Annotated in this window: 25 protein-coding genes, 1 tRNA gene and 1 pseudogene; 12 read left to right on the top strand and 15 right to left on the bottom strand. The window is 49.2% G+C overall.

Annotated features, from left to right (window positions below):
* Positions 1 to 68: 68 nt before the first annotated feature.
* Positions 69 to 1,652 carry an HD domain-containing phosphohydrolase gene (locus tag ACLIN2_RS00440; RefSeq protein ID WP_411503003.1) on the bottom strand — a complete coding sequence of 528 codons (1,584 nt, stop codon included), beginning with the start codon at positions 1,650 to 1,652 and terminating at the stop codon, positions 69 to 71.
* 322 nt (positions 1,653 to 1,974) lie between these two features.
* Here ACLIN2_RS00440 and ACLIN2_RS00435 point away from each other — a divergent pair, with 322 nt between their 5' ends.
* Positions 1,975 to 2,865 carry an EamA family transporter gene (locus tag ACLIN2_RS00435; RefSeq protein WP_411503002.1) on the top strand — a complete coding sequence of 297 codons (891 nt, stop codon included), beginning with the start codon at positions 1,975 to 1,977 and terminating at the stop codon, positions 2,863 to 2,865.
* Between the two features lie 57 nt (positions 2,866 to 2,922).
* On the opposite strand, the gene ACLIN2_RS00430 is transcribed toward ACLIN2_RS00435, so the two are convergent.
* The 3 genes and pseudogenes from ACLIN2_RS00430 to ACLIN2_RS00420 form a co-directional block, all read right to left on the bottom strand.
* Entirely contained in the window at positions 2,923 to 3,801 is an 879-nt protein-coding gene (locus ACLIN2_RS00430; RefSeq protein WP_411503001.1) for a DMT family transporter, read from the bottom strand.
* A gap of 251 nt (positions 3,802 to 4,052) precedes the next feature.
* A pseudogene (locus ACLIN2_RS00425) lies at positions 4,053 to 4,521 on the bottom strand (DedA family protein); the annotation flags it as partial.
* Between the two features lie 22 nt (positions 4,522 to 4,543).
* Positions 4,544 to 5,131, bottom strand: a complete 588-nt coding sequence (locus ACLIN2_RS00420; RefSeq protein WP_092275062.1) for a class I SAM-dependent methyltransferase — start codon at positions 5,129 to 5,131, stop codon at positions 4,544 to 4,546.
* Between the two features lie 249 nt (positions 5,132 to 5,380).
* Here ACLIN2_RS00420 and ACLIN2_RS00415 point away from each other — a divergent pair, with 249 nt between their 5' ends.
* On the top strand, positions 5,381 to 5,689 hold the full coding sequence (locus ACLIN2_RS00415) for a DUF4870 domain-containing protein (protein WP_092274849.1): 309 nt from the start codon (positions 5,381 to 5,383) through the stop codon (positions 5,687 to 5,689).
* A gap of 144 nt (positions 5,690 to 5,833) precedes the next feature.
* Here ACLIN2_RS00415 and ACLIN2_RS00410 read toward each other — a convergent pair whose 3' ends face one another.
* The 9 genes from ACLIN2_RS00410 to ACLIN2_RS00370 all read right to left on the bottom strand — a co-directional run bounded on the left by ACLIN2_RS00410 (position 5,834) and on the right by ACLIN2_RS00370 (position 11,597).
* Positions 5,834 to 6,469: an NAD(P)-dependent oxidoreductase gene (locus tag ACLIN2_RS00410; RefSeq protein WP_122961470.1), complete on the bottom strand. Its 636-nt coding sequence runs from the start codon at positions 6,467 to 6,469 to the stop codon at positions 5,834 to 5,836.
* A gap of 322 nt (positions 6,470 to 6,791) precedes the next feature.
* Positions 6,792 to 7,181, bottom strand: a complete 390-nt coding sequence (locus tag ACLIN2_RS00405) for a rhodanese-like domain-containing protein (RefSeq protein ID WP_092274842.1) — start codon at positions 7,179 to 7,181, stop codon at positions 6,792 to 6,794.
* A 23-nt stretch (positions 7,182 to 7,204) separates the two neighbouring features.
* Positions 7,205 to 7,471: a metal-sensitive transcriptional regulator gene (locus ACLIN2_RS00400; RefSeq protein ID WP_092274839.1), complete on the bottom strand. Its 267-nt coding sequence runs from the start codon at positions 7,469 to 7,471 to the stop codon at positions 7,205 to 7,207.
* Positions 7,472 to 7,533: 62 nt separating this feature from the next.
* Positions 7,534 to 8,016, bottom strand: a complete 483-nt coding sequence (locus ACLIN2_RS00395; RefSeq protein ID WP_092274836.1) for a DsrE/DsrF/DrsH-like family protein — start codon at positions 8,014 to 8,016, stop codon at positions 7,534 to 7,536.
* Between the two features lie 94 nt (positions 8,017 to 8,110).
* Positions 8,111 to 8,902 carry a sulfite exporter TauE/SafE family protein gene (locus ACLIN2_RS00390; RefSeq protein ID WP_092274833.1) on the bottom strand — a complete coding sequence of 264 codons (792 nt, stop codon included), beginning with the start codon at positions 8,900 to 8,902 and terminating at the stop codon, positions 8,111 to 8,113.
* Between the two features lie 320 nt (positions 8,903 to 9,222).
* Positions 9,223 to 9,447, bottom strand: coding sequence for a sulfurtransferase TusA family protein (locus ACLIN2_RS00385; RefSeq protein ID WP_092274830.1), 225 nt, complete (start codon positions 9,445 to 9,447; stop codon positions 9,223 to 9,225).
* A gap of 45 nt (positions 9,448 to 9,492) precedes the next feature.
* Positions 9,493 to 10,644 carry an MBL fold metallo-hydrolase gene (locus ACLIN2_RS00380; protein ID WP_411503000.1) on the bottom strand — a complete coding sequence of 384 codons (1,152 nt, stop codon included), beginning with the start codon at positions 10,642 to 10,644 and terminating at the stop codon, positions 9,493 to 9,495.
* 34 nt (positions 10,645 to 10,678) lie between these two features.
* Positions 10,679 to 11,260 (bottom strand): sulfurtransferase TusA family protein, encoded by a 582-nt coding sequence (locus tag ACLIN2_RS00375; RefSeq protein WP_411502999.1) that lies wholly within the window; start codon positions 11,258 to 11,260, stop codon positions 10,679 to 10,681.
* Positions 11,261 to 11,282: 22 nt separating this feature from the next.
* Positions 11,283 to 11,597, bottom strand: a complete 315-nt coding sequence (locus ACLIN2_RS00370; RefSeq protein ID WP_411502998.1) for a rhodanese-like domain-containing protein — start codon at positions 11,595 to 11,597, stop codon at positions 11,283 to 11,285.
* 229 nt (positions 11,598 to 11,826) lie between these two features.
* Here ACLIN2_RS00370 and ACLIN2_RS00365 point away from each other — a divergent pair, with 229 nt between their 5' ends.
* The 4 genes from ACLIN2_RS00365 to ACLIN2_RS00350 all read left to right on the top strand — a co-directional run bounded on the left by ACLIN2_RS00365 (position 11,827) and on the right by ACLIN2_RS00350 (position 15,262).
* A complete protein-coding gene (locus ACLIN2_RS00365; protein ID WP_411502997.1) occupies positions 11,827 to 12,357 on the top strand; it encodes a hypothetical protein in 531 nt (176 codons plus the stop codon).
* 17 nt (positions 12,358 to 12,374) lie between these two features.
* Positions 12,375 to 14,537, top strand: coding sequence for an ATP-binding cassette domain-containing protein (locus ACLIN2_RS00360; protein WP_411502996.1), 2,163 nt, complete (start codon positions 12,375 to 12,377; stop codon positions 14,535 to 14,537).
* Positions 14,538 to 14,549: 12 nt separating this feature from the next.
* Positions 14,550 to 15,071 (top strand): GNAT family N-acetyltransferase, encoded by a 522-nt coding sequence (locus ACLIN2_RS00355; protein ID WP_400587989.1) that lies wholly within the window; start codon positions 14,550 to 14,552, stop codon positions 15,069 to 15,071.
* Between the two features lie 65 nt (positions 15,072 to 15,136).
* Complete coding sequence (locus ACLIN2_RS00350; RefSeq protein ID WP_258957874.1) at positions 15,137 to 15,262, top strand: hypothetical protein; 126 nt, start codon at positions 15,137 to 15,139, stop codon at positions 15,260 to 15,262.
* A gap of 126 nt (positions 15,263 to 15,388) precedes the next feature.
* Here the strand turns inward: ACLIN2_RS00350 and ACLIN2_RS00345 are convergent.
* Positions 15,389 to 15,477 (bottom strand) — tRNA-Ser (locus ACLIN2_RS00345).
* Between the two features lie 157 nt (positions 15,478 to 15,634).
* On the opposite strand from ACLIN2_RS00345, the gene ACLIN2_RS00340 reads away from it, so the two are divergent.
* Positions 15,635 to 16,351, top strand: coding sequence for a pseudouridine synthase (locus ACLIN2_RS00340; protein WP_092274809.1), 717 nt, complete (start codon positions 15,635 to 15,637; stop codon positions 16,349 to 16,351).
* A gap of 75 nt (positions 16,352 to 16,426) precedes the next feature.
* On the opposite strand, the gene tadA is transcribed toward ACLIN2_RS00340, so the two are convergent.
* Entirely contained in the window at positions 16,427 to 16,912 is a 486-nt protein-coding gene (gene tadA, locus ACLIN2_RS00335; RefSeq protein WP_258957883.1) for a tRNA adenosine(34) deaminase TadA, read from the bottom strand.
* 285 nt (positions 16,913 to 17,197) lie between these two features.
* Between tadA and ACLIN2_RS00330 the strand changes: the two genes are divergently transcribed.
* The 5 genes from ACLIN2_RS00330 (at position 17,198) to ptsP (ending at position 21,490) form a co-directional block, all read left to right on the top strand.
* Positions 17,198 to 17,695 (top strand): ribonuclease H-like YkuK family protein, encoded by a 498-nt coding sequence (locus tag ACLIN2_RS00330; RefSeq protein ID WP_092274803.1) that lies wholly within the window; start codon positions 17,198 to 17,200, stop codon positions 17,693 to 17,695.
* 276 nt (positions 17,696 to 17,971) lie between these two features.
* On the top strand, positions 17,972 to 18,826 hold the full coding sequence (gene glcT, locus ACLIN2_RS00325) for a glucose PTS transporter transcription antiterminator GlcT (protein WP_092274800.1): 855 nt from the start codon (positions 17,972 to 17,974) through the stop codon (positions 18,824 to 18,826).
* A 127-nt stretch (positions 18,827 to 18,953) separates the two neighbouring features.
* Entirely contained in the window at positions 18,954 to 19,448 is a 495-nt protein-coding gene (locus tag ACLIN2_RS00320; RefSeq protein WP_122923880.1) for a PTS sugar transporter subunit IIA, read from the top strand.
* A 33-nt stretch (positions 19,449 to 19,481) separates the two neighbouring features.
* Positions 19,482 to 19,745, top strand: a complete 264-nt coding sequence (locus tag ACLIN2_RS00315) for an HPr family phosphocarrier protein (protein ID WP_092274794.1) — start codon at positions 19,482 to 19,484, stop codon at positions 19,743 to 19,745.
* Between the two features lie 32 nt (positions 19,746 to 19,777).
* The gene (gene ptsP / locus ACLIN2_RS00310; RefSeq protein WP_411502995.1) at positions 19,778 to 21,490 is read left to right on the top strand and encodes a phosphoenolpyruvate--protein phosphotransferase; all 1,713 of its coding nucleotides are present in this window, start codon (positions 19,778 to 19,780) and stop codon (positions 21,488 to 21,490) included.
* Positions 21,491 to 21,606: the final 116 nt, after the last annotated feature.

Here is a 21,606-nt window from a genome sequence, read left to right as displayed (position 1 = left end):
GATTAGAATACCAGAGATAAGAGTCGATAGCAAGGCGTAAACCCCAACCAATACAGGGAAACGTCCCCTTACCTTGCTTGTTTGGTTTGTTCCGGCGCTTTTTCCAGCGCGATCGCGCGCGGAATAGACTGCGCCTTTTCTTTTAAATGCAGCTCTTGGTATGCCTGTTGAAATACGTTCACGATCTTGGGGTCAAACTGCGTGCCTGCGCATTTCACAATTTCCTCATACGCCTGATCGAACGTCAACGCCTTTCGGTACGAGCGCGTCGTCGTCATGGCATCAAATGTATCCGCGACCGCAATAATTCGCCCGAAGAGGGAGATTTCCTCCCCTTTCAACTGATCGGGATAGCCTTTTCCGTCCCAGCGCTCATGATGATGGCGGACACCTGGACTAACGTGGGCCAAGCTCGCGATCTGTTCGACTATATTGGCACCAATAGACGAATGCTGCTTCATTTTTTCATATTCCTCGTTCGTCAGCTTCCCAGCCTTTAGCAGTACCTGGTCAGGAATCGCTACTTTGCCGATGTCGTGCATTAAACTAGCATAGCGTAAATCATCACGGGAGAATTGATCTCGAGTTTTTTCATCCAAATAATCGTAGAGAATAAGTGCGTATGCCGTGACTCGCTCTGTATGTCCTGCCGTATAGGGATCCTTCATCTCCACAGCCAGATAAAAGCTGCGCACGATTTGATCCAGGCTCTCCTGCATATACTCCCGTTCTCGCTCAATCAGGGTTTGCATTTGACCCGCCATCCGGTTGAATTTCTTCTCCAGCAGCTTGATTTCGTCCATCCCTTCAATCGGGACACGGATCGAGAAATCCCCACGCAAGAGCGAATCCGTAGCGGAGACTAATCTGTAAATCGGCTGACCAATCCACCGCGAGAAACGGTGGGCGACATATGCAGAAAAACCGACTACCAAACAGATTGTGATAAACAAGATCAGCTGCAGCCGCTCCAGTCGCTTATTGATCTCATCGGCTCCAATCCATTCCAGATAGCCGCTTCCACTGAAAGGAGATACGTAGTATACCGCATAATAGGTCTTTCCCTCGAGCCGGTACGTAAAGACACTGGTAGTCGACTGGCTGCTTACTATACTTCTTACAATATCCCGATTCTCAATCTCCTGTATTTGTTTGCCGATCTGATTCCCTCGGGTTTGGAGAAAAATTTTTCCGGTCTGGTTGATCACCATCAAATTGTCCTGCTCCTTGGAATAGCTCGTACGAATCCACTTGGAGAGGCTGTCCAAACGTATCTCTACCAGCAGTAAAGAGATTGGCTTGTCATCGTTGTCTCTGACTCTCTGTGCGATGTATATCGACCGGGGATTCCCCTCTGCATCCGTTCTGCTCAGTGCCCATATATTGTTTGAACTTTGCTCAAACGATTCCCTGGTGAACGAAATGGAGTCCTCCCCCCCTGTCCATCCCTTCTCAGGGTAAAGTGACGCAATGCTGCGATCACTCCTGATCAAGTGAATGTTCCCCACCATATCCTGATACTTCTTCTGGGAGAACAAGGGACGAAGCACTTCCAGATTGCGCTCGTCCGCACGCAGCAGCGGATGCTTCGCCAGGTGGTTGACCTCATCCTGTACCGTACGTAAAAACAGAGACAAGCGCGCATCAGCCATTTTGAGCTGACCCACTGAATTGGACTTGTACTGTTCAAATATAGCCTCTTTGGCCTCCTTATAAAACAAAAAACAAATAAAGAGAATTGGGAATAGGCTTAACAAAAGAAATGTTGAAAACAATCGATCTTTTACTTTCGATGAAAACATCCGCCCTCCCCTTTCCACTCGTGCGGTCCATTCGTCACTTCCTTATTTCCCGCACGGAGCCAGAGGAAAACCTCGGATTCGAGACAATATGAACGACTCACATAGACAAAGCCTGTAGTGCGTATTATCCTAGCTAAGGACTAAATGACATGTACAAGGAGACTTCCCATATATGCGCTACATTCTACTGGTTTTTTTAGGGGCTTGCAGCTATGGAATCCTCTCTACGATCGTCAAATTGGCTTACGAACAAGGGTACTCTCCAGCAGAAGTGATCAGTGGGCAAATGTTCTTCGGACTTGTGCTGACCTTGCTGCCCTCCTTGTTTTTCTTGCGCAAAAGACCGCGCAAAGGCCAATGGCTCCTCCTCGTTGCAGTCGGTTTAACCGTGGGATCGACGGGAATCTTCTACTACAACGCACTCCAATACATCCCAGCCTCCATCGCAATCGTCTTGCTTTTTCAATTCACATGGATGGGGGTATTCGCAGAGGCCATCCTGAATCGCCGACTACCCGACAGACAAACCATGGGCTCGCTAATTATTCTGCTGATCGGAACTTTGCTCGCCGGCGGTATTTTCGAGAGTGGCGGGATCGAGGAATTCAATCTGATCGGTGTATGCTTGGGTCTTCTTTCAGCGGTTTCTTATACGTTGTTTCTGCTTTTTAGCGGGAAGGCTGCGACTACGGTACATCCCTGGGTACGAAGCGCAAGCATGGCTTTCGGCTCCTTCCTTTTGGCGAGCGCAATCTATCCGCCTGTTTTCCTTTTCAATGGAGCTTTGTGGGATGGATTGTTCCCTTACGTTTTTTTGCTCGCTTTCTTCGGAATTTTGCTGCCAACTGTCCTGTTCAACTTTGGCATTCCACACATCGGTGCGGGAATGGCAGCCATTCTCGGTGCCGCCGAGCTGCCCATGGCTGTTGTCTCGTCCTACTTCGTTCTGCATGAATCGGTGAGCATGCCCCAGCTAATTGGCGTGATTGTCATTCTGCTAGGAATCGTACTGCCGGAATGGCTCCGCCAGCGCGGGACCAAACGCAATCCCGCCCGCAACTAATCACACGGGAAACCCCACCAGCTTGCAAGAAGCATAGGTGGGGTTTTGCATCGACAGCTATGTACGTTGATCGCTGAGCTCCGTAATGTAAATGCCGGCCAGCAATAAAAACACACCCGCCAAAATAGTCGGTGTAACGATTTCCCCCCACAGCAGCCAGGAAAACAGGAATGCAAACGCTGCTTCCAGCGAAAGAATGATGCTGACGTGTACAGGCGGAGAAAATTGCTGCGCCTTGATCTGAACGACATAGGCAAGCAGTGTGCCCAAGAGACAGTCAAACCAATAAGCAAACCATCCGTAGGGGCTGAGCCCATGTGGAACTGGCTCGGTAAACAGCGCAATGACAAGATCGATTACTCCCACAACGACAAGCTGGATCATGACGAAGCTGAGGGAATCGACATCTGCCTTTTTTTCATAGAAACGGTCAACCATCAGGATGTGCATGGCAAAAAAGACCGCACACAAAAAAACGAGTAGATCCCCGGAAGAAAGCCCTGTCCAATCCCCTTCTCCAGACAAGCAGGCCAGTCCCAAAAAGGCGAGAACGCTACCGATGATCGCCCCTTTTCCCACAGTCTTGCGACGCCAAAGAAAGTAAAGAAACGGGACGAGAATCACATTTGTCCCCGTAATGACCCCAGCTTTCCCCGGAGTCGTCCGATCGATCCCCAACAGCTGCAGCGTGAAGGCAGCACACAGAACCACCCCACATCCTATCCCTTGCAGCCATACTTCACGAGGAAGTGCTTGCAGCCTCCTCCAGATAAAAGGAAGCAGAATGAGTGCCGCGATGAGAAACCTCGTCCCTAAAAAATAATAGGGTGTCAGCTCCATCAGCAAATCCTTGCTCAAAATGAATGTATACCCCCAGGCCAGCGCGATGACAAACAGCGATAGATCGGCCCAGAGCAATTGTCTTTTTGTTGCCACAATCGTTTGTTCTCCCCTCTCACTCCGGTCTATTATAGTCGAAATTTCAAAATCAAAAAAACCTCCGGGATACCCAGAGGTTTACTTGCTGTATTCTTTGGAGGCAACTGTCCGCTCTTTTCGCCGTTTCCATACCTTGTAGCCATACACAGCTACTGCCGCCACGAGGACAAGACCCGCCACACCTGCCGCCATACCTTGCGTCAGCGTACTCAGATGCGCATTGAGGTAAGCGACGTTATTGCCGGTAATATGGCCAATCACAAACAGAATCAGTGTCCAGACAAGACCTGTCGTATAAGAAAACAGCGCATAGCGGCGAAACGTCATCTTGCCGATCCCCACCAAGTAAGGAACGACGTGGCGGACCACAGGCAAAAAATAACTGATGCACAGCGCATAGCTCCCGTACCGCTCCAAAAGAGACTGCGCATGTGCTACGTACTTGTGCATCCCCTTTTTCCGCCCGATCCAGTTTAAAGCTGGAGCGCCTACGGTTCTGCCCAGGACGTAACCAAGCGACAGCCCCGATACAACCCCCAAATAAGTAGCTACAAAAGCCGGGATGATCTTCAGAACGCCTGTAGAGGTCAACACACCGGCGGATAAAACAATCACTTCATCTGGAATTGGCATTCCCACAATCCCTAGCCACAACAAAAAGAAGAGGGCAAGATAACCAAACTGACCTACCGAATCCGTCAGCATCTCGACTACCATTCTCGTGTATTCCTCCTACGATCTATCCGATTTCCTTTCGGCACACATATACAAATGCAGGGGGAACATTGAATGGCACCAATTTGACAGATACGTCCGTAAAGACGTCCTTCAACTGTTTTTTCATTTGCAGCGAATATTGGAACGCTACAAATACCCCACCTGGCTTCAGGGCAGCATATACCTGCTCCATGATTTGATCACGCAGTGCCTGGGGAAAATTGGCAAACGGCAAGCCTGAAATGATCCCGTCTGCTTTTCCTAGTCCTGCTTCATTCAAAACACGCACCAGCTCTACGGCATCCTCGTGAAAAAGCGTATCTGGAAATTGAAGCTCCAGCCGCTTGCGCATGCTCGTTTCCTTTTCAAACGATACCAGTGTAGCGTCCGTTCGCTTTAGCTCCTCAATCCATTTGGTAAAAATGCCAGTTCCGGCACCCAGCTCTACGATCGTTTGCGCTTTATCCCAGTCGATTGGCTTCATCATTTGTTTGGCTAGCGCATGCGAACTTGGCGTAATACTTCCTACTTGACCCGGAGCTTGCAAGAAATTATAGAAGAACATCAGCCGTTCCTTTAAGCTGACCGGTTGATGGCAATGAATCATCATGGTTTGTCTCGCTCCTTTTTCTGTATAGAACATCTCGCTATACATGTCATCATACCCATTTTCCATTTAGAATTACTTATGGAAATACAAAAGATTTTCTTAAGATTCACAGTAACGGATTAGAAAGGAGTTTTCCTCCGTCTGCAGTCGGAATCGAAAATCACGCTTTTGATGGTTTTGGTTAGCCATATTCCTCGTATACAATAGGATCATAGAAGTTCGTCAGTGACGACGAGGAGGACTAATTCAATGGATTATAACGGTGTTAAAGCTATCACACATGCGAGTGCGTTTTTTGCTCCCTTCCTGGTGCCGTTGGTGGTATGGCTGCTCATGCAGGATCGCGATGCCAAAAATATGGCTCTACAGGCTTTGCTGTTTCACGTCTGCATCGGAGTACTGATCAGTATTTCCTGGGCATTGTCGTTCATTTTGATCGGCATTCCGTTCCTGATCGTATTCGGCCTGATGGGTATCTACTATCCAATCAAAGGCATCATTTACTCCTTAAAGGGAAGACCTTTCCACTACCCAGTGATTGGATCGCTGGTACGATAAATCCTCAGTAAATTTATATGCTTTCCGATAGTATAAAAAAATATAGAAAAATTGAAATAGGAAATTAGAACCTTTAGAAAATAAAATAAAAAAAGACGTGCATGGAGGACTTCCTCGGCACGTCTTTTTTCGTTTTCCTGGGGCTTACTTCGATCCTACCGTGAATCGTTCGTTGCGGTGCTGCGGGTTTTCGATTTCATCCAAAACGGCAATCGCATAGTCAGCGTAGCTCACGTAGCTTTGACCGCTAGCATTTACCAGCAGATGATCTTTTCCTACTACATAGGAACCTGTGCGAGCCCCTTCCGCGTCGAAGAAGGCAGACGGGCTGATGAACGTCCATTGAATGGAATCCGTCCCTTGCAGGATGCGCAGGTTCTCTCCCTGATTTTTTGCAGTTGCCAAAAACATTTCAGGGAAATCAGGAGTTTCCAGCACACGAGTTGTTTTGGCCTCGTCTACAAACAGGCTGCCAGCTCCGCCCACTACCAGCAAACGAGTGTTTGGTGCCCCCTTCATGGCTTCGATCAGCACGTTTCCTGCTTCTACATGCAACTGTTCTTCTCCGAGCGGCGCACCGAAAGCATTGACGACAACGTCTAATCCTTTCAGATCTTCTGCTTTCAGAGCGAAAACGTCTTTTTCCAATACCGCAACGTTCTCCTCCTTGATTTTTGCAGCGTCACGTACGATGGCAGTTACTTCATGTCCACGATCCAACGCTTCTTTCATGATCAACTTTCCTGCTTTTCCGCTTGCTCCAATAATGGCGATTTTCATGATCAATTCCCTCCGATAATGTATAGGATTCGTTTTAAAAAGGTATCGTTTTTTATTGTTGTAACCACACCGGTTACATCTGCTCCATAAAAGAAAGAGGTTTGACCACCTCTCGTTGTAATCATTTTAGTTACAACAGATAAAAATGTCAAGCTGTATTAGATCGCTACTGTCGCTCTATTCCTGGCATCCGAGGACTCCAATTTCGTCAATGGCGTTGTAATCGCGGCAGATGCCGGCTGGTCAGCCTACTAAGACTGAACAACAAAACCCCACAGAGATTGGTGTGCCTGGTGCATCCGTCTCTGTGGGGTTTCTCGTTCTATTTTTTCTTTTTTGCTCCTTGCCATGTCGAAATGCCGCCTCGCAAGTGAGCCATTTTGCTAAAACCGTGCTTGCTCAAGATTCTTGCGGCTTGCTTGCTGCGCATGCCGCTTCGGCAGTAGAGCAGAATATCATTTTTGCTGGATATTTCCTTGACGCGCTTGTTCAACTGGGACAGAGGAATATTCACAGCAGTCGGAATGAACCCGCTTTTATACTCGTGCGGCTCTCTCACGTCAATCAAAAGAACTCCACTCTTCTGCTGGACCCGCTCTTTAAACTGCTCTGCTGATAAGTTTTCCAGCCCCTTCACAGCCCTGAACTTTGAGATTAAATACCAGGTTGTAAACGCATAGGCAATGATCAAGACAATCGTCGACCAAACCATACAAGCACCTCCTCCGTATGTCCTTAGCGGCTTTTCACCAGCAGCTCGACAGCTTCCTTCACCATTTTCCCCGTGTCCCCTCCTGCCGCCTGTTCTTCCAACAGACAGCGCTGGAGATTTTCCGCCACGATCTGGGCAATGGCGCGGTCAGATGCATTCCGCACGGCAGACAGCTGCGCGACAACGTCCTTGCAGTTTTTCTGCTCGTCCATCATTTTCAGTACGCCGCGAACCTGTCCCTCGATTCTTCGCAGGCGACGCTTGATATCTTCACCGTAGTTGTAGTCCATTTTGAGAAACCTCCCGTTTCAGACAATACGTAGACAGGTATATTATACGAGAAAGGCGACCGTTAAATAAACAGATTTACCTTTGCTTGTGTGGCATCGCCCAGGTAAGCCGCTACCCCCGCGTATTCCATTCCGTCCAGCAATTCTTCCTGCTTTAAGCCCAACAGATCCATCGTCATCGTGCAGGCAACCAGCTTCACTCCCTGCTCCTGCGCAAGCTCAATCAGCTGTGGCAATGTCAAGGCGTTGTGCTTTTTCATGACGTGCTTGATCATTTCTGGTCCCATGCCCATCATGTTCATCTTGGACAAGCCGAGCTTTTTCGCTCCGCGTGGCATCATCCAGCCAAATGCTTTCTCGAGAAACCCTTTGTTCACCTTGACGATCTCGTCCTTACGCATAGTGTTCAAGCCCCAAAAGGTAAAAAAGATCGTGACGTCGTGGTCATAGGCAGCCGCTCCGTTTGCAATAATGAAGGCAGCAATCGCTTTATCTAAATCCCCGCTAAACAGGACAATCGTCGTTTTTTCTTTTTGGTTTTCCATGAAAAGACCCCCCCTTAGACTTTATACCATTACCCCTATAGGTAATTTACACGTGATGGAGAGCTTTTGTAAACGGAAATTTGCAGATTCCCGCCTACAGAAGAATTTCACTCCAAATTTTGATTGCTGTGGCGGCTATCAGGATCAGTAGTCCGTAACGCAACAGATTAATGTTTATCTTGGCACTAACCCTGCTCCCCAGCGGCGCCCCGATGACACTCCCGATCACCGTAAACAGAACGGGCCATACCGGAATATGCCCCGTCGTCAGCTTCCCTAGCACACCACCAATTGCAGAAATGAATACGATAGCGAGTGAAGACGCAATGGTTACTCTGGTAGGGATCTTCAGAACTGTGAGCATGATGGGAATGAGTACAAAAGCTCCGCCTGCCCCTACAATACCTGAAACGATGCCCACCACGAATGCAGACGGAATCGCGATGCCCCGGTTATAGGAAATCTCCTGTGCAGCCTCTTCGCTTCCCTTGTTCTTGATCAGCATGAGGATGACCGCCACTACAGCCAGGATTCCGTAAACGAAATTAATGCTCTCGCCTGACAAATACCGTGAGACAAAAGCGCCAATCAGACTCCCGAAGAGAATGCTGATCCCCATGTCCTTGACCAGCCCTTTGTGAATCAGCGGCGAGCCCTTTCCGTTTCTTTTGCGGAAAGCCAGCACTCCTGACAGCGAGGCAAAGAACACCTGGAACATGGAAATCGAAGAGACCTCCTGCGCCGTGAAGTGAGCCACTCCCAGCCAATCGGGGACGAAGAGCAGCAGCGGGTAATTGATGATCGCCCCGCCGATGCCAAGCAGCCCGGAGAAGAAGGAGCCGATCAGCCCCAGTATCAGCATGAGTACAAACAATAGAACTTCCATACGTCCTCCCTTCATTCTCAAAGATGGCTTGAGAATGTGCTTTCTGCCTTTTCAAATGAAGGATTATCAGGTAAAATCAATTCCAAGTAATTTAATGTGAATAAGGTGATATAAATGATTCGATATTTGAAATCGATCTTTCAACACCGTTGCCCCACCTGCCAAGAACGATTGCATTCTCATATAGATGGATTACGCTGTGAAAAAACATGTCCAAATGGCCATTACAAAGAGGAAACCTACGCCCATTTAGGTGTACGCATCATTTATGAGGATGGGAAATAAGCGAACACGACGCATCGTGCTCGCCTTTTTTCTGTTTAAGACTTTCTCACGAGAAATTTGTATACGCCGTTTTCTTCTTCGTGGGAGATCAATTCATTCTTCGTCTGCTTCACCCACGCAGAAAAGTCGTTGAGCGAGCCTTTGTCCGTCGAGAGAACCTCCATCGTTTGACCAGACTGCAAGCTGTCCAAAGCCTTCTTCGCTTTCACGATCGGCATTGGGCAAGCCATTCCCTTTGTATCTACTATAATATCAGCCATTCTGTATTCCTCCTCTTTATTTTTGACCCTTTTTCTGTGTTGTTTTTATTTATCGTGAACGGCACAGCGATTCGGTCCAATCTCCATTTCTCGCTGCTCATTCTCACTCGGCTTTCTTTTTCCCATGTTGGTTTGTCGAATCTCTTGATACGCATTCGGCTGCGGCGGCAGATTTTCTGTCACTGTTTTGCGGAATACCTCTTCGTCCTCCATTTGCAGACCAGGATTATTTGCAAACAGGTCACCCAAGCGTGCAGATACCACGCCCCTCTCACCCAGCTCTGTATATTGGCCGAAGTGAGCGGGAAGAACCAACAGATGATCCGACAGCTCCCTATATCGATTATACAAAGTATTCCGCAGGTCTCCCACCCAGTCTTCGGCAAGACCTGCCAAGTCAGGACGCCCGATCGAAGCGACAAACAGGATGTCTCCAGTCAGGAAATACGCCTCATCAATGATAAACGACGTACTCCCGATGGTATGTCCTGGAGAATAAATCGGCTGAATGGCGATTTTGGCGTTTCCCACCTGGATGTCGCGTCCTTCCTCCAGCTTTTCGTAGGCAAACGTCACCTCTGCCGCATCCTTCTCAGGGAGCCAATAGGTCGCTCCCACCTGCTCTGCCAGCCTTTTCCCACCCGAGATGTGGTCTGCGTGCAGATGCGTATCGATGGTGTGCGTAATTTTCACCTGCAGCTGTTTGGCAAATTCCGTATACGCCTCTGTCATGCGCAGTGTGTCAATTACAGCGGCCTCACCGTTTGAAACGACCATATAGGACAGACAGCCTTTTCCGATCCGGACAAACTGGTACAGCTCTCCCCCAGCGCGTAGGTCACCGACTTTTACCGGCTCCAGATGCTCGCTCCATGCTTTCATGCCGCCCTGCAAATAATAGACATCCGTTCTGCCTGCCTCAACCAGCTGCTCGGCTACAAAGATGGACGATCCCTCCTTCGCACAGACGACCAACACCTTTTGTCCCTCAGGAATTTGATCTAGAGCCGCTTCTACACCATCGATCAGATCAAAGTAAGGGATGTTCAGCGTATGGATGTTGTGTCCTTCGATTTTCCAATCGAGATAATCGCTCTCGTTGCGTACGTCCAGAATAAACAACGGCTGTTTGTCGAAAAGAATATGCGTCAGTTCATGCGGAGTCATCCGTTGCAAAGCTGCCGTTTGTGTAGTCATCTTTTATTTCCCCCTTCATGGTTCTTGAGTTGAATTATTGTTTTTCCGTCGGACCAGTCCAACCTGACATGCCGGGAACGACGTTTTTTACCTGTGGGAAGCCTTTTTCAGCGAGTAGCTGGCACGCCATGTCGCTACGATTACCAGAACGGCAGATGACGAGTATCTCGTCACCTGGATTTAGTTGATCCAGATTCTTTTCCAATACCCCTAGCGGTATCGAAAGTGCTCCATGAATACGTTGAAAGAGATATTCTGCTGGTTCGCGAACGTCCAGCACGACGATCGGCTCTTTCTTTTGCAGCTTAACCGCCAACTCTTCGTTGGTAATGGTGTTCGGATATTTCGTTTCCAGCTTGGTTTCATTGGCAGTCGCTTTGCGCAGAAAATGCTTGAGCACATCGCCCTCATGAATCATTCCTAAATACTGATGACCCGTATTTTTTGCCCAGCCTTGCAGATCGGCAAGCGAGCCTTTATCAGTCGCTTGGACCTCAATCACTTGTCCGGGCTGCAGCTGGTCAATGGCCTTCTTTGTCCGTACGATCGGCATCGGACATGCCAGTCCTTTGCAATCCAATACTTGATCGACAGCAATTGTTGATTGATTCGTCATTTCAAAGCTCCCCCTCGTATTTTTATCGCTCCCGTTTTCCTGTCCATGCCAGCATGCCGCCGACCATGTTGTACATTTGGGAATACCCGAGCTGTGCCATGTACTCACATGCTTTGCCACTCCGGTTTCCACTTCGACAAATAAAAATGACTTCCCGATTGTGATCGATTTCATTTGTGCGAGCAGGCAGCTCTGACAGCGGGATCAGCTTGGCGCCTGGTATATGATCATCCTCATATTCATCCGGATTGCGCACATCGATGAGCTGTATTTCTGGATCATGGGACAATTTTTGTTCTACCTGCTCCGTCGTTACATCTTGCCATCCTTTGTTCATGAAGAGTGCCTCCCTATCGGTGAATTGTAATTTCAGCTTAATACCAATACCCCTATGGGTATAATATTAAGTGGTAGTGTCTTCTTTGTCAACACCTCTCCTTGGCCCACTTCCTCTTTCCGCAAATGGCCCGATTGAAGCGAAAAGGTCGATAGTTACAGCGACTCTATTTGTTTGTTATAGTGGAAAAAGTGAGATTGGAAATCGAATCCAGTGAAGGTGAGCAAAGATGAGCTACGATTTTTCTGTTTGTGCAACCGAGTTCTACATGCAGAATTACCTAGAGTTTTTACTGGAGAATTACTCCAAACTGAACCTCCCTTATTCATTTCCCGTTACCCTCAGCTATATCGCGAGCCCTGCCTTCATGGAGCAGATCGCTATACTTTGCTATTCCGATGACCACGAAATGATTGGGACGATCGGCTGTATTCTAGGTACAGGAGAGAACGATTACCAGGATACTCACATTGCGCAGATTCAGGTCATTCACTTTTTAGAGCCTTTTCGCCGCACCCTGCTTTTCCTCAGGACGATGCAATTTTTTACGCAGCATCTCGCCCAGCTGCCAGTTGATATCCGTGAGCTGCGTTTTTGGGCACCTGCAGACGATTACCTCCGTCCGCTGTTTTCCAAGCTTGCCAAGCAAACAGCAGTTGTCGAAACAGACCACGGTGGTACTCTCATCGAATACCGTGCCTCTTTTTCGGATTGGCACTCCTATGCGGCCAAGTTCCGGCATGATCAATACTACGACTGATTCCAAGGAGTATCACCATGCTTACCGTCATCAAAAGCCTGCTGAGCTACCTGCGCTCCTACAAGCTGCTTACGTCACTCTTTTTATTGGCCTTGCTGTTTGACCTCACTTTCATTTCCCTTGCACCTTTGAGCTTTACATTCATCATCGACAAGGCAGTTGAACCTCGCGATCTGGACTATTTTTTCTTTATTTTGAAAGTCCTTGTGTCTACCGGTGTCATTTGTATCGGCATGGGAATCTTGAGCGATTATGCGCTTGCCCGCCTTCATACTCGTGTGCAAGAAGACCTGCACAAACGAGTCTTTGAACACATTCAGCACCTTCCTATCAGCTATTTTCAAAAGAATCGGTCCGGTGATCTTGTTGCCTTTTTCTCCGTCGATTTGCCAGCCATTGGGAGAGTCATGAATGTCCTGTTGACGACAGGCATCCAATCGTTTTTCGTCGTGATCGTCAGTACGGTAGTTTTGTTTTATTTACAATGGAGCATGGCTGTGTTGATACTGGTCGGTGCCTTGGTCATCTTTATCGGTCCCTATTTGTTTGGTCCACGCGCACGCAAAGCGAATGAAGACGATTTACAGCAATTTACCCATATGACCTCAGAGCTGCAGGAGAACATGAAGGCACAAAATGTCATCAAGGGCTACCATCTGCAGGCTGCTATGATTGAAAAATTCAGTTCGCGTCTTCAATTGCTATCGGCTACCGGCTATCACCGACAGCTCGTGAATCAGCAGCTGGAACGAATCCCGCTGATCAGCCTCTTGTTCATCAACCTGACGATCATCGGACTCGGCTCTTACCTGGCTTTGACAGGTAAAATTACTGTCGGTGCGCTCGTCGCTTTTTTTACGATGTATACCTCCATGGGTAATTCCGTCTTTGGCTTGACCTTCATCATCCCCGCGTTTACAGAAGCACGCGTGAGCATGGAGCGCATCGCCGACCTGTTGGCGCAGTCTCGGGAAGCAAGTGGAGAGCTGATCCCCTTTTCTTCGGAAAATCAGTGCCAAGCAGAAGTCCACGTGGATCACGTCACCTTTGGGTATGAAGCAAAGCAGCCTGTTCTAAAAGAAGTCAGCCTGCATATCCCTTCTGGCAGCCGAGCAGCTTTCGTCGGCTCCAGTGGCTCTGGGAAAAGTACGATGCTCCAGCTGCTGCTCGGTTTTTACGACCCACAGCTTGGGCAAGTAAAAATAAACGGAGTGAGTCTTGCGGATTGGAACCGGGGAGCCTTTCGGGAGCGAATCGGAGTCGTTTTTCAAGACAACTTTTTGTTTCACGGCTCGATCTATGACAACATCCGAATCAGCCGGCCACAGGCTACACGTGAGGAAGTGATCGCCGCAGCGAAAAAGGCGGAGATTCACGATTTTGTTAGCAGCCTCCCCGAAGGCTACGAGACAATGGTTCTAGACGAAGGAAGCAATTTTTCCGGAGGTCAGCGACAACGAATAGCCATCGCGCGGGCCATCCTTCGCGATCCGCCCATCCTTCTTTTGGATGAGGCAACCTCTGCTCTTGACCCGATTTCGGAAGCTTCCATTAATCGAACCTTTGAAGATCTGGCAAAAGGACGGACGGTTATTTCCGTGACACATCGTCTGGCAGCTATTACGGGGTATGACCAGATTTTCGTCTTTGATCAGGGAAAGCTGATCGATCAGGGAAGCCATCAGGAGATGCTGGATAGTGGGGGATTTTATAAGGCCTTGTGGGAGAAGCAAAGCGGGTTGTTCCTGTCCCAAAATGGGCAGGAAGCGACAATCGATAAAGAACGTCTGTCTCGGCTCCCATTCTTTCAAGGAATTGAATCAGCTATTCTGGAGGAAATATCGGACCTGTTTCAAACCGAAGCCTACACAAATGGGCAGGCCGTCATTCACGAAGGAGACGTTGGGGAAAAGTTTTACCTGATTGCTCGTGGAAAAGTGGAGATCACCAAAGCCGCACCTGACTCAGAAACCGGGGAAATCCGTCTGGCCGTCCTTCAGGATGGTGATCATTTCGGGGAAATCGCGCTGTTGGAGAACGTGCCTCGTACCGCGACCGTAACTGCCTTGACACCGTGTGTCTTTTTGACCCTGCAGCGTAAGGTTCTCTACTATATTTTATCCCGTTACCCGGAAATCGACGCCCACGTGAGAATGACGTTGGCGCAAAGACGTAGCTAGGAGTGCATGTGAATGCTAGGAAAATTCAGGATGTGCACAAGTGACGCGGACTATGCAAAATTTACGCTGTACTTTATCCGCCACCGCAGAGAGTTCCACCCGTTTTTCACCTTATACGACACACTTTCGCATATTTTTGTCACTCTGCCCCACGCTCGTATTATCCTCGTGGAGGATTTGAACGATGATGTCATTGGGTGGGGGCATTACCAGTACTACAGCGCCGACTATCAGGACGATCCTCAAGGCGAGATCGTGTTGGTGAATTCTGTCATTCTCGATCAAAAATTCCGAAGCAGTCGACTATTCATCCACGGATTTCGCCATTTAGCCAATCAGATTGCCGAAGAGAATCCATCCATCAAGCTCTTCCAGTTTTCCGCAAGAGAGGATCATCCCTATCTCAACCGTCTGTATAGCAAATTTGCGCAGCCTATTGGCAAAAGAGAAGGATATAACGGCACGGAAAATATTTATTCAACAGAATTTGAGCGTCTGCTATTTTATTTGAATCATCCGAATACCAGGAATTGACGCTATTTCGTCTCCAATGTTATGATTTACATAATATGACATTGACAGAAGGGGGGATTTTTAAAATGTTTCCAATGCCAGGGTATGGTAAAAAAGATATCAAAAAGGGCAGCGGTTTCGGGCGCTTTGGCCTGACTAACCTCTTGAAGCAAAACGAACAACTGAGAACTGCAGCAACACCAGCAAAATAAGCTGTCTTTTATGGACAAGCTGTCATCGAGCGATTTCGGTGGCAGCTTATTTGTTTTGTAGGTTCCTGTCAAAAAATGAAAAAAGCACGATTTCACCATTCGGCAAAATCATGCTTTCACAATAAGCGGAGAGAGTGGGATTCGAACCCACGCACGCCTCACGACGCCTAACGCATTTCGAGTGCGTCCCCTTATGACCACTTGGGTATCTCTCCAGAATCGATATTCAGTCAGAAACATTACTAACTATAGCAAATCCACCGTAAAATTGCAAGACTTAATCCTTGGTGTTCCTCTTGATTTGCGAGCTGCATTAGGCCAAACTAATAACCATATACCTGTCCTAGAGTAGAAGAAAAGTGAGGAACACACATGAAACGTGAACGTTTAGATAAAGTACTGGCCAATATGGGTCTTGGCACGCGCAAGGAAGTGAAGGTCCTGGTCAAACAGGGGCTGGTCGTTGTCGATGATGTCGTCGCTACCGACCCCGGCATGCATGTCATTGCAGAAGAGCAAAACATCGTCGTCGATGGAGAGCCGCTCAACTTTAAACGCTGGGTCTACGTTTTGATGAACAAACCCCCCGGGGTCGTCTCCGCAACCGAAGACAATGTACATGAAACGGTAGTAGATCTTTTGCCTTATGAATGGGCGATCAAGGTGCACCCGGTAGGTCGCCTGGATATCGACACGGAAGGTCTTTTGCTGCTGACCAACGATGGACAGCTTTCCCACAGCCTGCTCTCTCCGAAAAAGAAAGTGGACAAGGAGTACTTCGCGAGAATCGATGGCCGGGTAACGGAGCGCCATGTCGAAGAATTTGCCAAAGGCGTTGAGCTAGAGGACTTCACGACTCTGCCAGCCAAGCTCGAAATCCTCTCCTCCGGTGAAACCTCTGAGATTCGTGTCACCATCATGGAAGGAAAGTTTCATCAGGTGAAGCGCATGTTTGCAGCTTTTGATCTGCACGTGACTTACTTGCAGCGCATCCGCATGGGTCCCTTGCATTTGGATCCCGCTCTGAAGCCGGGAGAATACCGCGAATTGACGGATGAAGAGCTGGACATGCTGCAAAACCAGCGATAAAAAACACAAGACCGCTCGGCATCTATGGATACGATGCCAGCGGTCTTTTTTACATGGCCAGCATAACAGGTGCGCTCAGCCCTCTTTGGACTGCCGTCTCTGACGCAGGGAGCGAAAGAAATCCTTCAGCATTTGCCCGCATTCCTCTGCAAGTACACCTTCGATTACCGGTACCTGATGATTAAAGCGCGGCTCCTCCAGCAGGTTCATAAGTGTCCCGGCACAGCCCGCTTTGGGATCGCGTGCACCGTAAACGACTTGCTCAATCCTGCTCTGAACGATGGCACCGGCACACATCGGGCACGGCTCCAGCGTCACATAGAGGGTGCAGCCGATCAGCCTCCAGCCGCCCAGCCGCTCGCTCGCTTCGCGGATCGCGATCATTTCCGCATGGAGCGTCGGATCCTTTTGCGTTTCCCGAAGGTTGTACCCTCGTCCTACAATTTCCCCGTTCCGTACGACGACGGCGCCAATCGGCACTTCTCCGATCGCAGCCGCCTTTTGCGCTTCCTCCATGGCCGCCTTCATATATCGTTCATGCTCTTGCAGATGAGATCCTATCACTGTTTTTTTTACACACCTTTATCTTCATGATTAATCACATGATTTGTAAATGAGGACAAACTATTTTCTTCATCAATTCTTCTTCGTTCCTTTAAGCATACATGGCAGCATGCTGTACGGAAAGCGAAATGTACTCCTTCTGCCGCTTTCCATCCGACCGCATCGTTTGCTCGATAAGTTTTTTGTCCGACCTGTTCACATACTCTCTGCGAGATTACATACATTAATGATGTACGGATCAGATTTGGAAACTAGAGATTGCCTCTATCTGGAGGGATGTGAGTGGGCTTAACCTCTGCAAATTCTCTGTTCGATTGTTTTCACAGTCCGACTAGAGGGCTGCTTGCCAAGGAGGATGTATTCTCCCATATCGAGCAAACCATCTCGTCAATGGCCGGTCCATTTGAGATTATCGTGGGAGCCGATTCACAGCTCAAAAGCCGTGGAACCTTTTTTGCGCTAGTCATTACGGTGATTCGCCCTGGTCATGGAGGCACCTTTTTCTATCACAAATTCCAGGAAAGGCGTTACTCCTCCCTGCAGCAGCGCATTTTTCAGGAAGCGATGTACGCAGTGGGTCTCGCTACAGAAGTGCGTCAGTACCTCCGTGATCGCCAGCTCGATACCCCTATTCGCCTGCACTTTGACATCGGAGCGAACGGTCCTACCCGTAAGTTTATCCAGTCCTTGCTAAGCCTAGCAGAAACCAACCATTTCCGGGCAGAAATCAAGCCAAATTCCTTTTGTGCTTCGACCATCGCAGACAAATTCACCAAATAACGAGGCAAGCTGGCGGGTTCCCCTTCATAGCCGTCAGCTTGTTTTTTTGGCATTCCCCTGCCCTCGGTGATAGAATTTTGGCTGGTAAAATAGGGCGTACAAGCCCGGTGTACAGGGTGATTGACAACCAGAAAAACGTGAGCTATGATAAAAATCAATTGAAGCGTTTTCACACAGGCGTGTTACTGGTTATGCAGGCATGAGCCGAGAAGATCTTTTTAATTGATAAAAAGGTTTTTTCGGCTCTTTCTTTATGTAACAAAGGTGGTGAACTGGTTGTCCCGAGAACAGGAAAAAGTATATACGATCACACGCGTGTTGAACCACAACGTCGTACTGGTTGAAGAGCCTGACTCCCATCAGGAGATCGTGCTGTTCGGAAAAGGCATCGGATTTAGTGCAAAGCCCGGGAACACCATTCCTGCCCAGGACCCTCGTGTGGAGAAGCGTTTTCGATTGGAAAGTGAAAGTCATCAAAAGCAATATCAAACGATACTCAGTCAAGTAGACCCTGCTGTCGTCGGTATTGCGGAAGAGATCATCGCCTTGATCGCGATTGAGATCACACCGAAGCTGAACGAGCACGTGCACGTCGCCTTGCCTGACCATATCCAGTTTGCTATTTATCGGCTGCGAAATGGCATGGAGATCGTCAATCCGTTCCTGTTTGAAGTACAGACGCTGTACGCAAAAGAGTACGCGCTGGCGAAACGGGCGGCGGATATGATCAAGAAGGCGTTTTCCCTGGATATTCCCGAGAGTGAGATTGGCTTTTTGGCCCTGCATATACACTCGGCAATCAGCTATTTGCCCGTAAACAAGGCAGTTCAATTTGCCAACATCATCAGCGAGCTGGTGTCCATCGTCGAACAGCGCACAGGCCAAACCATCGAACGCAGCACTGTCGATTATGTTCGCCTGATCACTCATTTGCGATTTGCCGTAGAGCGTATCCGCCAGCAAAAGTCGATTCAAAATCCGCTGCTGGACCGGGTCAAAACCACGATCCCGGACGCTTACGAGCTTGCCTCTGAGCTGGCTGATTACATTTCAACCCGACTCGAAGTGACAGTACCTGAAGACGAAATTGGCTATATGGCCATGCACGTCTATCGTTTGCTACAACAATAAACTGATCATAACCTGCGTGTTACTAGGTTCGACTAGGCATGAGCGGTTAGAACATACGGACATAGTATAGATGTCCTGTGTTTAACCTGCTCATGCCTATTTTCGTTCAACGCAAAAGGAGGAACTTATGCTACGCGGTTTGTTTTCCCGTAAGAAACAAGAAGAAGTCACTTTTCTTGCACCACTGACTGGCGCGATCGTGCCTCTTTCCGAGGTGCCAGACCCTGTTTTTGCCCAAAAGGTAGTCGGCGATGGTGTAGCGATTTTGCCATCCGAGGGGCTCCTGCTCGCACCGATTGACGCCAAAGTCACTCACCTGTTCCCTACTCATCACGCGATTGGTTTAACCAGTGACTCCGGTCTGGAGATTCTCATGCACATCGGGATTGATACAGTCAAATTGAAAGGCCAGGGCTTTACTCCCTTCGTATCTGTCGGTGATCAAGTCAAAGCTGGCGACAAGCTGATCGAGTTTGATGCATCTGTCTTGAAAGAAGCCGGTTGCCCGATTGTCACTCCGATCGTGATTACCAATGGCGATGTCGTAGCAGAAAAGAACGTCGTAGCCAAAGCTGACGTGCAAGCTGGTCGCGAGCCGATCATGACCGTTCTTCTCAAATAATCGGCCACGAGGCTCATGTAACAGGAGGTCCCCATGATTCAGTTTCAAGTAACCGTAACCGCCCCTGGCGGGCTGCATGCTCGCCCGGCAGCTCTCTTCGTTAGCCGCACGTCCCAGTCCCAATCCAAGATCACCTTGAACAAAGGGGAGAAAATGGCTGACGGTCGCAGCATTCTTGGCATCATGACCTTAGGTATTTCCCAAGGTGATCATTTGACCATCCAAGTCGACGGCTCTGACGAAGAGCGCGTCGCAGCTGAAATCCAACAGCTTTTTCAGCAGGAATTCGCAAGCTAATCACACTCCAGAAAGAGGACGGTGAGTTTCTTATGTTAAAAGGTATTCCGGTCTCTGCTGGCATCGCGATCGCCCCCATCGTCCAGCTTTCTCAGGATCAACCGCTTGCGCACGAGACAGCTATCTCTTCTGCTGAGGTAAGCAGCCACCAATCCCGTCTCGCGCAAAGCATCGAGCTTTCGCGCCAGCAGCTGGAGCAACTGAGAGTGCAGACGGAAGAACAGCTCGGAGCAGAAAAGGCAGCCATCCTGTCCGCACACCTCGCGTTCTTAGACGATCCGGCGTTCACAGGGGAAATGAATAGCGCTATTGAAAGCCAGCTTCTCAGCGCTTCCGCAGCCGTTTCACAGATAGCCGATCAATTCATCTCCCTGTTCGAGAGCATGGACGATGCCTACATGCGCGAGCGAGCTGACGATATTCGCGATGTGAGCAGACGCCTCATTCGCAACCTTTCCGGGGAAGAATCATCGGTCAGCTTCCCGGAAGAGCCGTTCATCCTCATTGCCGTAGATGTGACCCCTTCCGAAACCCTGCAGCTGCCCCTGTCGCACGTACGGGGCATCGCAACGGTAAAGGGAGGCTCTACCTCTCACGCAGCCATTTTAGCGCGATCACTTGGCATTCCCGCTGTGATGGGTGTAGGGGAGTCGCTTATGGCTCAAATGGATGCAGAGACGCTGCTCATTTTGGACGGTTCAACCGGTCAGCTCTACCCCGCTCCCGATGAGGAAACACGAAAGCGCTACGAAGCAAAGGCACAACAGGAAGCCACCCAGCGCGAAGCCTACGCCGCTATAAAGGACCTGCCTGCAAAGACCCTCGATGGTCACCGTGTTCATCTGATGGCGAACATGGCTGTCCCGGAAGAAGCAGACGCGCTGGTCGCATCGGGAGTAGAAGGGATCGGGCTGTTCCGTTCCGAGTTTCTGTTTATGGACCGCAGTACCCTTCCTGATGAGGAAGAGCAGTTCCAGGCTTACAAGCGTGTAGCCCTTGCCTTTGGCGACAAGCCCGTGATTATCCGTACCTTGGATGTGGGCGGCGACAAGCACTTGCCTGCTCTCGCTCTCGAACAGGAAGAAAATCCGTTTCTCGGCTTCCGAGCCATTCGCATTTCACTTGCACGGCCAGAGCTGTTCCAGGTTCAGCTTCGCGCTCTGCTGCGTGCCAGTGCTTTTGGACGACTGCTCATCATGTTTCCGATGATTTCTCATCTGGAGCAGCTGCGAGCGGCTAAAAGCATTCTGGAGCAAGCCAAATCGCAGCTGAGCGAGGAAGGCATCGCCTTTGACGAAGACATCTCAGTCGGCATGATGATGGAAATCCCGGCGGCATGCCTGCAGGCAGATGCGTTTGCCAAAGAGGTGCAATTCTTCAGCATCGGGACCAATGATCTTGTGCAGTACACCTTGGCAGTCGATCGCATGAATGCAAATATCGCTGACTTGTACAGCTATTACCATCCGGCGGTTCTTCGCCTGATCTCCCAGGTCATCGAGGCCTCGCACCGTGCTGGTATCTGGACAGGGCTGTGCGGGGAAATGGCTGGCGATCCTGTCGCAACAGAGCTGCTGCTAGGACTGGGGCTGGATGAATTCAGCGGAGCTGCATCAGTCATGCCAAAAGTCAAACAGCGCATCCGCTCAACAACAATGGAGCAAGCAAAACGTACCGCAAACCACGTCCTCACTCTTTCGACTACCGAAGACGTCGTTGCGTTTTTGAACAACAAAGCAGAGTAACTGTTTTGTTGTTTTACCCCAGAGCTTGTAAGCGATTTCAATAATATCGATCAGAATAGTCTACTCCGGGCAATCTTCGTGCTCTCATCCTCTGCCTTTCATCCGGAGAACGGCTT

It is taken from the genome of Brevibacillus centrosporus (assembly GCF_046622605.1).
GTDB classification, from domain to species: domain Bacteria; phylum Bacillota; class Bacilli; order Brevibacillales; family Brevibacillaceae; genus Brevibacillus; species Brevibacillus centrosporus.
This window is presented reverse-complemented; position numbering and strand designations above follow the sequence as displayed.

Coding starts and splice junctions, on each gene's coding strand:
- ACLIN2_RS00365 (WP_411502997.1), top strand. CDS start 11,827: ATGAGCTACGATTTTTCTGTTTGTGCAACCGAGTTCTACATGCAGAAT.
- ptsP (WP_411502995.1), top strand. CDS start 19,778: ATGTTAAAAGGTATTCCGGTCTCTGCTGGCATCGCGATCGCCCCCATC.
- ACLIN2_RS00440 (WP_411503003.1), bottom strand. CDS start 1,652: ATGGCTGATGCGCGCTTGTCTCTGTTTTTACGTACGGTACAGGATGAG.
- ACLIN2_RS00350 (WP_258957874.1), top strand. CDS start 15,137: ATGTTTCCAATGCCAGGGTATGGTAAAAAAGATATCAAAAAGGGCAGC.
- ACLIN2_RS00400 (WP_092274839.1), bottom strand. CDS start 7,471: ATGGACTACAACTACGGTGAAGATATCAAGCGTCGCCTGCGAAGAATC.
- ACLIN2_RS00385 (WP_092274830.1), bottom strand. CDS start 9,447: ATGGCTGATATTATAGTAGATACAAAGGGAATGGCTTGCCCAATGCCG.
- ACLIN2_RS00410 (WP_122961470.1), bottom strand. CDS start 6,469: ATGAAAATCGCCATTATTGGAGCAAGCGGAAAAGCAGGAAAGTTGATC.
- ACLIN2_RS00340 (WP_092274809.1), top strand. CDS start 15,635: ATGAAACGTGAACGTTTAGATAAAGTACTGGCCAATATGGGTCTTGGC.
- ACLIN2_RS00315 (WP_092274794.1), top strand. CDS start 19,482: ATGATTCAGTTTCAAGTAACCGTAACCGCCCCTGGCGGGCTGCATGCT.
- ACLIN2_RS00390 (WP_092274833.1), bottom strand. CDS start 8,902: ATGGAAGTTCTATTGTTTGTACTCATGCTGATACTGGGGCTGATCGGC.
- ACLIN2_RS00435 (WP_411503002.1), top strand. CDS start 1,975: ATGCGCTACATTCTACTGGTTTTTTTAGGGGCTTGCAGCTATGGAATC.
- ACLIN2_RS00420 (WP_092275062.1), bottom strand. CDS start 5,131: ATGATGATTCATTGCCATCAACCGGTCAGCTTAAAGGAACGGCTGATG.
- ACLIN2_RS00320 (WP_122923880.1), top strand. CDS start 18,954: ATGCTACGCGGTTTGTTTTCCCGTAAGAAACAAGAAGAAGTCACTTTT.
- ACLIN2_RS00380 (WP_411503000.1), bottom strand. CDS start 10,644: ATGACTACACAAACGGCAGCTTTGCAACGGATGACTCCGCATGAACTG.
- ACLIN2_RS00405 (WP_092274842.1), bottom strand. CDS start 7,181: ATGGTTTGGTCGACGATTGTCTTGATCATTGCCTATGCGTTTACAACC.
- ACLIN2_RS00360 (WP_411502996.1), top strand. CDS start 12,375: ATGCTTACCGTCATCAAAAGCCTGCTGAGCTACCTGCGCTCCTACAAG.
- ACLIN2_RS00370 (WP_411502998.1), bottom strand. CDS start 11,597: ATGAACAAAGGATGGCAAGATGTAACGACGGAGCAGGTAGAACAAAAA.
- ACLIN2_RS00415 (WP_092274849.1), top strand. CDS start 5,381: ATGGATTATAACGGTGTTAAAGCTATCACACATGCGAGTGCGTTTTTT.
- ACLIN2_RS00395 (WP_092274836.1), bottom strand. CDS start 8,016: ATGGAAAACCAAAAAGAAAAAACGACGATTGTCCTGTTTAGCGGGGAT.
- ACLIN2_RS00375 (WP_411502999.1), bottom strand. CDS start 11,260: ATGACGAATCAATCAACAATTGCTGTCGATCAAGTATTGGATTGCAAA.
- ACLIN2_RS00355 (WP_400587989.1), top strand. CDS start 14,550: ATGCTAGGAAAATTCAGGATGTGCACAAGTGACGCGGACTATGCAAAA.